Origin of the sequence: Segatella copri, from assembly GCF_949820605.1 — a bacterium.
In the GTDB taxonomy this organism is placed as follows: domain Bacteria; phylum Bacteroidota; class Bacteroidia; order Bacteroidales; family Bacteroidaceae; genus Prevotella.
The window spans coordinates 84,339-96,598 of the sequence record NZ_CATKVU010000001.1; the positions used below are offsets into that span (position 1 = coordinate 84,339).

The following is a 12,260-nucleotide window of genomic DNA, read 5'->3' on the forward strand; positions in this document are numbered from 1 at the left end:
GAAAATCAAACTTTATGATTATCAGGAGGATATGAAGGGGCGCATTGAAGGTGAGTTGCGCCTTCACCGGTCCGTGATGGCACAAATGCCAACGGGACAGGTAAGACATACCTGTTAACAGCAGTCATAGACTCTTTTGTGAGCAACAATCCAATGGAGAAAGTATGGATTGTAGCCCATAGAAGAGAGCTGGTGTCGCAGATAGACGAAACCGTAAGAAAGTTCCATTCTTATTACGCATCAAACACCTCTTCCCTATTGTCATCCGTCAAGGCGATGTCCATTCAGTGGCTGATGAGACACTATGACGAGATAGAGGAAGAACCGGGAATGATAGTGATTGACGAGGCGCACCATGCCCTTGCCAAGACCTATAAGGAGATGTGGGAGAGATTCCCGAATGCTAAGTTCCTGGGACTGACGGCTACACCTTGCCGATTAAATGGTAAGGGATTTACTGATTTGTTTGATATCTTGGTGCAGTCGTGGAGTGTTCCTGAGTTTATCAGCAAGGGAAGATTGGCGACATACGATTTCGTGAGCATCAAATCGGATGGTGTGACGCAACGGCTCATCGATTCCTTGCAGAAGCGAGGGGCTGATGGTGACTACCAGAACAAGGAAATGGATATGTTGCTGAATAAGAAACCGAGTATCGAAAGGCTCTATCAGAGTTTGGAAGAATTTGGCAGAGACAGAAAGGGCATCGTGTATGCTATCAATATCAGTCATGCCCAGAAAATCACAAAGCTGTATCAGGAAAATGGCGTGAAATCCATAGCCATAGACTCGAAGACACCTGCAGTAGAAAGACAGCAAGACATTGAAGCCTTCAAGAAAGGTGACATCCAAGTGCTGGTGAATGTGGACATCTTCTCGGAGGGATTTGACTGCCCGGATGTGGAGTTTGTACAGTTGGCTCGACCAACGCTGTCACTTGCCAAGTATCTGCAGATGGTGGGACGAGGATTGCGAGTGGCTAAGGGAAAGAAGAACTGCGTAATTATAGATAATGTAGGACTATATCGGGTGTTCGGGTTACCTTCGCAAGTATGGAACTGGAATGCTATGTTCGAGGGAAAGCTGAAAGTTGGCAAGAGAAAGGAGACTCCAAAGGATAGAGAGTTTTTCCTGGTGAACGAAAAGCAAGACGATATTCAGATTCATCCAGACTCGGAAATGATGATGGTGATGAGCCATGAAGAATTGCTCCAAAGGATACAGTATCGTGAGTTTGTAGATAGCAAAGGGGAGTTTGCCATCATCAAGCTGCCTGATGGAAAGATGACGGTAGTGAACCGACAAGGCGAACAGGTGATAGAACCAGGCAACTATTATGACATGAAGTTCTTGCAAGGTAATATCTTATCCTACCGACCTCGCAGAAAGACTGTATGTTACTACGACCTCTTGGCAAGAGCTGTCATAGACGAGGACATTCATGCGAAAGATGCTCCCGAGGTAATCACCATCAATAAATGGGAGTTCGTCGAATATAATGGTCTCTTCAGATCTCGTACCTACGAGTACTTTGCTTTACCTTTTCGCCCTCCCCAATATGACCTATGGAATTATGGATATTATTTAATCTACAACTTTCAACGCTCTACAGCCAGTGGTTGTCAGGAATGGATATATAAAGAGGAGGATGGCGGCTCTATGCGAATGCATAAAGAAAACAGTGAAAAGGTTTGTTTTTTACGTGGCGACCATACTCATGTATATTGGCTGTGCGCCGACCTATACGACAGTGGCATAGTGGTCATGGACAGCCATGAGGATTATTACTTCGTTGACTCCAGCTTGAAAAAGACCTATATAGGTTGCAATCAACCCAAAACAGAAAGCGAGAATTTGATGGTTGCGATGCCTCGGCTTGGTAAGCAAGTTTATGACATGGAAATGCAGCGCAGGAAAAAGTAAGAGGAACAGGAGTTATTGCTGATGCAAGAGAAGTCGGAGGCAGGGCATGTAGAATTATATCAAGCAGGAAAGAAATGGGGTGTGAAGGTAGATGGTAAAGTTATCGTGCCACCTCTCTACCATAGTATAGCGCAACCAGTCGGTGCCTATTGCGCCTTTGAACAGATTCCCAGGCATTGGGGTGTTATGACAGTAAAAGGCAAGGTGATAGTTGATGCCAAATATGAGAAGGTGGAGATTCGTGATGGGGGGATCGCTGTGGTAACTGATATTACGGGGAAAATACAGACCATCCATCTGAAATGATCTACTGTATGAGAATGGAATGCTATTAAGGAGGAAATCAAGTTCATTGCCTTCCTGGTCTTCTAGGATAAAATTGTCCTCTGCATAACAATCAAGCAAGCTTGTTGTTCTAAGTGTTTACGTATCGTTTGCGTTAAAATAATGCAAGAAGTTTGGCGATGTGAGGGGGATCATGTATCTTTGTATATTCAAAAAGACTTTAAACGTTTAAAAGGAGAAGATTATGGAACAAATATTAGTAACTAATAAGTTAGAAGGCTCTTAGTAAGAATCTTCTTGCCAAAAGGTAACTATTCCAAAATAATAATATAATGGACTTAAAGAAAAGCTTTGCAGAAAGATTGCATAACGCTCGATTAATGCGAGGATTGTCTATGCAGCAGCTATGTGATATGATGGGCAACATTATCACCAGGCAAACTCTATTCAAGTATGAAAAAGGAGTGATGCTGCCTAAAAGTGGCATAGTGATAGCCCTGTGCGATGCCCTGGAGATAAACCCGGATTACTTAAATATGAAGAAGATAATTTTGTTTCTTCTTGCTATCCTGTATGTGGGGATATGCAAGGCGCAGCTCTCGGCAGCAGACTGCAAGTATGTATTGGAAATATTCTGCAGGAACTACTATGGTTCCTGCTTCGATGGTAAGACGTATGTGCACAACACCATCATCATTACAAGTGTGGGCATTGACCAGAATAGCGGTGGAACCTTTGTGTCCGGGCTTCATTCCTATCAGGGACAGTATATTCCGTTCCGGGGGAGAAAGACCCATACCAATGTACAGTTCAACGCTGTGATCGTCCGTCAGCCAAAGCGTGACTATGTGGTTTTCAACAAATGGTATGAACCGGACATGCTCAACCGTAAAGGTGGATGGGAGACCGGGCAGAGACTCATTACCTACAAATAGAATTATTATAAAAGATTATGAAAATTGGTGTTTTTTAGCGTCAATAGTAGCTGTATTTCTGTTCTTTGCATTATCCATCAAGGAATTTGGTAATGCAATGCAACGCTTTAACGGCAACAGACATCTGTCTTAGCAGCCTTTCATTGCTCAATAATTCAGGTATTCCAATTTACCTGTTGTTCAGATCTGGTTGCTTTTAGGTTTCAGGTTAACAAGAAGGCTCAAAACCACATTTCTGTTTACCTTCAGGAATGTGGCTTTGAGCCTTTTTGCATTTTACAATTTGAGCAGCAGTACAGATGTGGCGTTGGATATCGCCGTTGCCATTCTGTTTACTGTATCGTACATCAGCATGTTGAGCTTGTCATCATGACTGGTCTTTTTCTCAGGGTGAAGTTGCTCAACCTTTTGGTTGTAGAACTCTGCCCATTCCTATGCCCAAGCGAAGAGCTGCTCATCTACTGGTTCCAGGTTATGTTCGTTGCTTCTCTTTTTGAGTTCCAGCAGGTGAGCGATCTTTGCTTTCATGTCAGTATCCTCTACAGTGGCATTCACCAGTTCTGTGAATCTTACAGGAGGGATGGTGCCTTTGTCAGATAACCATTTACAAACAAGGATACCTCTGAGGTAGTAGAGGAATCTCTTCAATGGCAGTCCATAGTCCTTGATGTATCTGTCATTATGCTTCTTGTAGATATGGTTGTAGTGGAACATGGCTTTCTCCTTAAGGAAATATTGGGTTTCCATTTGGCGGATCTCGTTGATGAACGTTTCGTCCATTTGGTAGATGATAGGAGAGTGGAGCCATTCAAAGAGTGAAGGGTTGGAACTTTTGAAGAGGCGCAGGGCTTTCTTCAGATCCCAGCCGGACATGTCTGTTTCATCAGGGAACATCTGCTCGATGGTATCCTTTTGCTCTTCGATATGGAAGTACCACTCTGGTTCATGGACATAGATGAAGCGTACATCCCAATCGCTGTCAGGAGATGAGAAGCCCCATGCCCTACTGCCGGATTCTACGGCATACAGTATCTTGATGTGGTGTTGCTCCTCGATTTCCCGAAGGTGTTTGCTAATTCTTTCCCGGATGGCGTTCTGCTCTGGTTGATTATTATTCTGTTCTTTCATTTCTTTCTTCTTTTTAATTGTTGTCTTCAATTGTCGCCTTCTCCGAAATGGAAAGGCTCTTCATAATAGATGTCTGCCATTTCCGAGAAGTGGTCAAAGTCCTCCAGCTGCTTGAGCATTTCTACGGCTTCTTTCATGATCTCATAGTCGTTTTCAGACAGAGGCATGTCGAAGATGGAATAGTTGGGGTCTGCATAGCGGTAGTATTTGCCATCATACACCTCTATAGGGGCATTGTAGCCCAGCTTGTCACTACGCATGATCTGCAGGTCTGCCTGTACGGTTCTCAAAGACACACCTTTTGAGATGCCTTCCATGTCATAGAGGGCATCGCTGCAAGCATCCACCAGGTTGTCGATGGTCCATCGGCGATACTTGTTTCTCAGGCAATTATCTATTGTCTTGTACCTTATCAGGGCATTCTTGTTTGCTGGCATAAGCTATTCTTTTTAAATTCTGTTGCAAAGATAGCAAATAACTCCGCAATCTATTTGCGTAGCAACGATCATTTAACTTTTTCCTGCATTTTAAGGTAGTTTAGGAGGTTTTGGGGAGCCTAGAATCATCTTATTTTAAATTCATTGCTTGCACAATGTGGCTTTTAGCATAGTACCCGTTGTTTAGCAAAAGAGTTATGGAAATCAGCAAAAAAATGTATAAAGTGTTCAAAAATAAGGAATAATAAGTATTTTTATCCCTAAAAATTATCATATTTGATATTTTTTACTTATCTTTGTACCCAAAATGAGCATTTTATGTTGAAAATAGAGTGTGAAGATATTGAATTGTCAGACTTAATCTTAAGAGGTCACTGCACAACTAATCGTCTTTACAAGAAATTGAGTAGTAATGCATCTTTTAAAACCGACTTAGCTAAGGTTTTAAAGAAAATGAAAATGGTGGACAATGTTTCCGAATTGAAAGACATTGGTTCTTTGCATTACGAACCTCTTGTTGGAGATTTGCTTGGTTACAGTAGTGTCAGAATAGGATACAAGTCTAAATATCGCCTTTTGTTCACAGAACATGAGGAAGGTATAGTCATTAAATTAATTACAATAAGCGAACATTATGGAGACAAGTAGAATTGACAACCAAGTTCCTTTCATGGCTACTCATCCTACAGAAATCATTAAGGATGAAATCAAGGAAAGAGGAATGTCACAAAAAGAATTGGCAGAACGCTTGGGAATGCAAGCCTCCAACGTTAGCAGAATGTTAAGGGAAAAAGAAACTATCACTTCTGCTCTAGCTGTCAAGTTAGAAAAGGCTTTAGGTATAAAATCATCTTTTTGGCTTAATCTGCAAGCTGAATACGATAAGGATGTAGTTGCTATAGAACTTCGTAATGAAAAAGAGCTGGCTTCTATTGATCAAGAATACATGTTGTCCAGTCTTTTGAACATGAAAGAACTGTATGCTAAACTGAAGATTAGATCTTCTTTGTTTGTTCAAGAGAAATTGGATGCATTGAGACAAATATTTGGAATGGAGCCATCTCAGATTCCAACTTTCCAGTCTGCTTACAATGGTAATTTCAAAAAGAGTACAAAGGTAGAGACTGACGAGAAAAATCTTAGGACATGGCAAGTTCTGGCTTACGTGTCAGCTAAGCATAACAGACCTACTCATGGGTATGAGATGGGTAATGCCCGTAAGGCTGCTATGGAAATAGCTTCTGCTGCACATAACAATAGGATTACAGAAGAACAAACAAAAGAGATATTATTTAAATATGGTATCTCTTACTCTTTTGTGTCTAAACTCGAAAAAGCTCCAATAGATGCCTATTCTTCTTGGGTAGATGGTTATCCGGCTATCGTTACAACTCATCGTTACAATGATATTTGCAAGTTGATATTCAATATCATTCATGAGTTAGGACATATAGAGTTACATCTTAAGCCCAATACAAATGTTGCTTATATTTCAGATGGAGCATATTCTACAGACCAAAAGGAAGAAGAAGCTAACAAGTTTGCTGAAGATATTCTAATTGCTCCTAATGTCTGGAAAGACATTATGAATACAAGTTCTAAGGGAATAGGAGTAAATGATATAGTTCATCATCTTAAATTACAAGCTAAGAAAAAAGGTTTGGATTTTGGACTTGTCATGTGGAGATATAAATTTGAAACTCACAAGTATGCTTTACGAGGGTCTAGCACAGAAAAAATATCTCATCCAATACAAGAAAACTTCATTTAGGAAAGACTGTTAACAATAGTTCGGAAATATACTTTCTTTATGAGAGGGTGTGTCATAAGTCTGTGGCGCACCCCTTTTTATTTTTTGCCTTTTCACAGATACGAAATCTTTAAAAAACATTTTTATTTACAACAAAGCCCAAACTTTCACAAGCTCGGGCTTTGCCTTTCCGCAAAAGATTTGTATCTTTGCAGAAAACTTCTTTAAGTATGGCAAAGATACAAATAAAATCTGAAACTCGGCACGAATTGAGCTTTTTTCCTAACTCTTTCGATGATTATGTGCCAAAAGACAGCAAAGTTCGTATGGTGGATCGTATTGTTCGCAGTATGGACATCAACCCTCTCATGGATACCTATGATGGGATTGGTGCTCCTCCTTATAGTCCGAAGATGCTTCTAAGTTTAGTTGTTTTTGCCTATATCAATGGCGTTTATTCCTGTCGTGGCATAGCGGACGCACTTAAATACGATGTTCGCTATATGTGGATTTGTGGAGGCAAGCGACTGTCTTTCGCGACCATCAACCGCTTTAGAACCAATCATATGATAAAATGCATCGACTTCTATTTTGATGCGGTCGTCTCCATATTGGCTGAAAAGGGCGTGATTAGTCTGGAGGAACAATATGTTGATGGCACTAAGATAGAGTCGAAAGCAAACAAGTACACGTTTGTATGGAAGAAGACCGTGGAAAAGAACAGGGCTAAGCTCTTGGAAAAGACATCTGCTGCATTGGCTCAGATAAAAGAACAAATTCGCCTGAATGGCGGGAGTGACATTAGGGAAGAAGACAGCGAGCCAGCCACTTCCGCCAAGGATGTAGAGAGAAGTGCACGTTTGTGTGAGAGGCAAGTGAAGAACCTTCCTAAGGCAAAGCTTACAGGAAGAGAGAAGCAAAAGCTAAATACTCAGATAGATCACTTGTTCAAAGCCTCGGACAAACTGCGCGAGTATGAAAAATCACTGGATATACTGGGCGAGAGAAACAGTTACTCCAAGACTGATCCCGATGCGACCTTCATGCGCCTCAAGGAAGATGCCATGAACAATGGGCAGACAAAGCCTGCCTATAACCTTCAAATTGCGACAGAGAATCAATATTGGACGAATTTCGCCCTTTATCCCAATCCAACAGACACCCTGACCTTCAAGCCTTTTTTGGATAAGTACAAGAAAAGATATGGAAAGCAATCCAAGAGCGTCACCGCAGACTCAGGGTATGGTTCGGAGGAGAACTACGAGTACCTAGAGATGGAAGAGATGATGGGTTATGTAAAGTACAACTGGTTTCACAAGGAACAGCATAAGCCTTTCAAGGAGGATGCCTTCAACCAAGCGAACTTCTACTACAACAGGGATGATGACTATTATGTCTGCCCCATGGGACAACACATGGAACCTTGTGGACAACGGCAAACGAAAAGTGACTCCGGCTATGTGTCTGTCATTACATTATATAGAGCACAACGATGTGATGGATGTCCGCTTGGAAGTCTCTGCAAGAAATCCAAAGGCAACAGAACCATATATGTCAACCATAAACTGAATGCATATAAAAAGGAAGCCTTCCTGCTACTAACGTCTGAAGAGGGCTTGAAACACAGAAGCCAGCGACCGATAGAGCCGGAAGCTGTATTTGGGCAGATGAAGGCAGATATGCATTATAAGCGATTCAGGCATTTCGGAAAGGACAAAGTTTACATGGACATAGGGTTGTTCGGTATAGGATTCAATTTGAAGAAATATTTGGGGATAAAACGATAAAACTCAATTTGGACAGTTTTACCGTCTGGGACAATTATGCCCTTTTGTGAGCTTTGGGGCTGTTTTGTTATCGATAAAACAAGAAAAGTAAAGTTTCTATACAATATAATAAGATTCCCTTTGTGAAGAAAGACTACGATTCAACTAGAATATACAGAAACACACAAAAAAAAGGGTGCGTCACAGACTTATGACACACCCTCTTATTATTTATGATAGTGCCAATTTAGGAAAGAGGCAAAAAACTTGTTTTTGGGCACTATTCTATAAGTTTTCTGCTGTTTCTTTTGTTGGTTTGAAATTTAATGTGTACTTTTGCCATGTCGTATATTCATACGGCTATATGAATCATTAATTGTAAAAGCTATGCAGTATCCAACCCTATTAGAATATATGAAGGCTATTCAAGATGCCGGTAATAATCTTGACAAGTTGTCTCACCTTTCTGTCGTATTAGATGGTCATGGAGAACCCTATCATATCAGTGGTGATTCTTCCGTGGTATTCAAGATGCAGGACAAGACTACCGGGAAATGTTATGCTCTCAAGTGTTTTACGAAAGCTCAGAAAGGATGTGCTGATACGTCTTCCAACAGTAGTTCTATGAAGTATCTGGAGAAGGAACTCCTGGTTCTGAGTCAAGGTAAAGAGGAGAAATATCCGGTACTGTTGATGGATTGGGTGAATGGTGATTCTCTGGGTGCTTCTCAGTTGAAAGTAGAGGATATGTCAACAGAAGCAACGAAAGCAGAGTTAAATGAGGCCATTACAGATGAATTTGGCGTGAAATACAGCAAAGATGGAAGAAAACTATTGAAAGTTCCACAAAAGCTTAAGGGTACTTATGCCATAAAAGAGGGGACAAAGATTATTTGTGACAGGGCATTTGAAGACTGTAAATCTTTGCGTAGCCTTGTTATTCCTAATAGTGTTACTAGCATTGGGGAAAGTGCATTTGAGGGTTGTTCTTCTTTGAAGAGTATTGTTCTTCCAGATGGTATTACAAGCATTGGGGATGAAACATTTTTTGGTTGTTCTTCTCTGGCTAGTCTTGTTATTCCAGACGGTGTTACCAGCATTGGAAATGGTGCATTTGCCTATTGTGGTTCGTTGAAGAATCTCGTTCTTCCGGAAAGTGTTGTCAGCATTAATGGTAATCTCTTTTGCAAGTGGAATGGAGAAGCGAAATGTTTGTCTCCGAATTTTATCTTTGAAGATGGTGTGTTGTTTAACAAAGACAAAAGTACAATTATCTCGTTTAGAGACAAAGACATTACATCATATGTCATTCCGGACTATGTTACCAGCATTGGGGGAGATGCATTTTCCGGTTGCGAATCTTTGACGAGCCTCGTCATTCCAGATAGTGTTGTCAGTATAGGAGATGGTGCATTTAGTCACTGCGAATCATTGAAGAATATTGTTCTTCCAAATAGTATTACTAGCATTGGATTTTGTGTATTCCAGCATTGCCGTTCTTTGAAGAGTCTTGTTATTCCTGACAGTGTGACAAGCATAGATACATTGGCATTTTGTTATTGCTCATCTTTGAAGAGTCTTGTTATTCCTGATGGTGTAACCAGCATAGGGGATGGTGCTTTTTGTACTTGCGAATCTTTGGAGAACTTTGTCATTCCTGGTGGCGTCACCAGTATTGAGAAAATGGCATTTAGTGGTTGCAAATCCTTGAAGAGTATTGTAATTCCTGACGGCGTAACTAGCATTGGGAGTGGTGCATTTAGTGGTTGCGAATCTTTGAAGAGTATTGTTATTCCGGACAGTGTGACTTGTATAGGAAATAGAGCGTTTGAATATTGCTTTTCTTTGAATAGTCTCGTTCTTTCAAAGTGTCTAATTAGCATAGGGGATTGGGCATTTAATATGGCTGAATCTTTGGAGAGTCTCGTCATTCCTGACAGTGTTACCAGCATTGGGGATTATGCATTTAGTGGTTGTAGATCTTTGAAGAGCCTAGTTATTTCTAATAGTGTAACTCATATTGCTGTGGGTGCATTTCTGAGTTGCACTTCTTTGAGTAGCGTTGTTATTCCTGATGGTGTAACTAGTATTGGAGAAGGGGCATTCATCGGTTGTGAATCTTTAAAGAGTATTGTTATTCCAGATGGTGTTGTCAGCATTGATAAAGATGCGTTTAGGGATTGCAATTTCCCAAACGATTTTAAACAGAAATTAATCTCCCGCTTCGGAGATAAAATATTTGGGTAACTTTTTAGATTATTCCTTGGTTATTACGGCAAGAAAAAGATACAGGCAAAATTGATACTATTCTAATTACTTCTACTGTATCATCGAGATATCTTCAGTCTCTTGATTACGGTTGCAAAGATGTGGCGATTTAGTGGGATGACAAAGGGAGATACTCTAAATGGAAGGTGGATTTTCCCTATTTAGTAGTAGGGATTTGTGAGTAGTGGTTATTTTTTAACCAAATTGTTTGCTCAATTCATTGGTTTTTAGTATTTTTGCACACCATTTTTTAAAAGTAAGAATAATGAATAAGACACAGATTGTAGCAGCATTTGCTGAGAAGGCTGGCATCACAAAGACTGATGCCTCCAAGTTCTTTAACGCTCTGATGGGTGTGATGGCTGATAACATCGTGGAGGGAGATGGAGAGATTTCCATCCCTGATTTCGGCCGTTTCTCCATCAAGCATGTAGCGGAACGCCAGGGTGTTAATCCTGCAACAGGCGAGAAGATTACCATTGCAGCTCGTGACAAGGTGGTATTCAAGGCTTCAGATAGCCTTCCATACTTCTCTCGCAAGCATAGTAATGAGCAAAGTTAGGATAGTTAGTTTATATCTCAAATCGGTAGCCATCAGAGTCATCTGGTGGCTTTTTTTGTTTCTGTGCAGATACACTGCACAGAAAGCTCGTAATTTTGTGGACGATTTAAAAATATTTTGTATGAAAGATAAAAAGCAAGAACTGAGTGCCCATGTGGAGGAGATATTCAAGCATTATGTTCATCCTGGGCTTTACATCTGTGACTTGGCAACTGGTGGTGGCAAGTCATATACCATTGGTAAACTCACCTGTGAATATTATCCCAAGCATTTTGAGCGCATCATCATTCTGTGTGTTCAGAACAAGCTCATAGAGGGTATGAATCGCGAGATTGAGAAGTTTATCGATCAGCCTGGTTGTCTTAAGCTGAGTGAGAAGCTTGTAATAGAGAACAACACGGAGGTTATCTTGAAGGCAGTAAGGTCCGGAAGTCTTCAGGAATTGCTGGACGAAATGGGATATCAGATAGAGCAGCAGCGGAAGAAGAAGGTTTCTGTGGCTGTGTTGGAAAACAGATTAGCGCAGGTTGAGAAATTGGCTAAGTGCATGAATGCTTTGGTGGCCATACTACAAGATGATTCTGAGAATGCTTCTCTGCTAGAGCAGATACAGGCAGAAGAGAGCCGGCTGAGATATGCTGTCAGGGATTTCTTTGCCAACTACAAGAAGCATTTGCTTATTACTGGAGAAGTGAAGAAAGTGGGTGTGAAGACTATACTGAGCCGTTTTCCTTCATTGGAGAGTGTCTATCCGCAGGTTAACTACGCCAGCAGGAAGGTATTTCTGATGACCGTTCATAAGGCGATGCTTGGTATTGATCCTATTTTGTCGGAAAGTGTCTGTATCAGGGATTTCTGTGACAAGAAGACCTTAATCCTGTTTGATGAGTCTGATCAGGCAGCAGTAGCCATGCGTGATGTCATCATTGGTCAGGCTTGCAGAAAGTCTGCAGGCTTCAACAAATATGGCAAGGGATATCACGGCTATTTGCAGTATTTGGGCTTATTGTCGGCCAAGGATACCCTTACAGAGAGATATGATGGGACTCTTTTGAAGGAAAGTTTGGAGAAGGCTCAGAAAATTTGCCAGGATAATTGGAAGCGGAAGATGGGGGATATACTGCCTTACAAGAACATCTTTCTGGCAGATACGGAGGATTAGAGCAGTTTTCGACGTGGTGTGTTCTTTGCCGGTCCCACCTTTAA

Annotated in this window: 10 protein-coding genes and 1 pseudogene; 9 read left to right on the forward strand and 2 right to left on the reverse strand. The window is 41.1% G+C overall.

What is annotated here, in order from left to right; genetic code table 11:
* Positions 1-138: 138 nt before the first annotated feature.
* The 3 genes from RCO84_RS00410 to RCO84_RS00420 all read left to right on the forward strand — a co-directional run bounded on the left by RCO84_RS00410 (position 139) and on the right by RCO84_RS00420 (position 3,143).
* Positions 139-1,923, forward strand: coding sequence for a DEAD/DEAH box helicase (locus tag RCO84_RS00410; RefSeq protein ID WP_317583410.1), 1,785 nt, complete (start codon positions 139-141; stop codon positions 1,921-1,923).
* Positions 1,924-1,944: 21 nt separating this feature from the next.
* The gene (locus tag RCO84_RS00415) at positions 1,945-2,229 is read left to right on the forward strand and encodes a WG repeat-containing protein (protein WP_317583412.1); all 285 of its coding nucleotides are present in this window, start codon (positions 1,945-1,947) and stop codon (positions 2,227-2,229) included.
* A 311-nt stretch (positions 2,230-2,540) separates the two neighbouring features.
* Positions 2,541-3,143 (forward strand): helix-turn-helix domain-containing protein, encoded by a 603-nt coding sequence (locus tag RCO84_RS00420; protein ID WP_373690106.1) that lies wholly within the window; start codon positions 2,541-2,543, stop codon positions 3,141-3,143.
* 432 nt (positions 3,144-3,575) lie between these two features.
* Here the strand turns inward: RCO84_RS00420 and RCO84_RS00425 are convergent, their stop codons facing one another.
* Both RCO84_RS00425 and RCO84_RS00430 read right to left on the reverse strand, forming a co-directional pair.
* On the reverse strand, positions 3,576-4,271 hold the full coding sequence (locus RCO84_RS00425; RefSeq protein WP_144154781.1) for a nucleotidyltransferase domain-containing protein: 696 nt from the start codon (positions 4,269-4,271) through the stop codon (positions 3,576-3,578).
* Between the two features lie 68 nt (positions 4,272-4,339).
* A pseudogene (locus tag RCO84_RS00430) lies at positions 4,340-4,708 on the reverse strand (helix-turn-helix transcriptional regulator); the annotation flags it as partial.
* Between the two features lie 318 nt (positions 4,709-5,026).
* Here RCO84_RS00430 and RCO84_RS00435 point away from each other — a divergent pair.
* The 6 genes from RCO84_RS00435 (at position 5,027) to RCO84_RS00460 (ending at position 12,216) form a co-directional block, all read left to right on the forward strand.
* A complete protein-coding gene (locus RCO84_RS00435; RefSeq protein ID WP_144154785.1) occupies positions 5,027-5,356 on the forward strand; it encodes a hypothetical protein in 330 nt (109 codons plus the stop codon).
* A complete protein-coding gene (locus RCO84_RS00440; RefSeq protein WP_317574022.1) occupies positions 5,343-6,479 on the forward strand; it encodes a HigA family addiction module antitoxin in 1,137 nt (378 codons plus the stop codon). Before RCO84_RS00435 ends, RCO84_RS00440 begins: the two co-directional genes overlap by 14 nt.
* 209 nt (positions 6,480-6,688) lie before the next feature.
* Positions 6,689-8,245: an IS1182 family transposase gene (locus RCO84_RS00445; RefSeq protein WP_317583416.1), complete on the forward strand. Its 1,557-nt coding sequence runs from the start codon at positions 6,689-6,691 to the stop codon at positions 8,243-8,245.
* A gap of 366 nt (positions 8,246-8,611) precedes the next feature.
* Positions 8,612-10,471 (forward strand): leucine-rich repeat protein, encoded by a 1,860-nt coding sequence (locus RCO84_RS00450; protein ID WP_317583417.1) that lies wholly within the window; start codon positions 8,612-8,614, stop codon positions 10,469-10,471.
* Positions 10,472-10,757: 286 nt separating this feature from the next.
* Positions 10,758-11,054 (forward strand): HU family DNA-binding protein, encoded by a 297-nt coding sequence (locus RCO84_RS00455; RefSeq protein WP_144154791.1) that lies wholly within the window; start codon positions 10,758-10,760, stop codon positions 11,052-11,054.
* A gap of 121 nt (positions 11,055-11,175) precedes the next feature.
* Positions 11,176-12,216 (forward strand): DEAD/DEAH box helicase family protein, encoded by a 1,041-nt coding sequence (locus RCO84_RS00460; RefSeq protein ID WP_317583418.1) that lies wholly within the window; start codon positions 11,176-11,178, stop codon positions 12,214-12,216.
* Positions 12,217-12,260 lie beyond the last annotated feature (44 nt).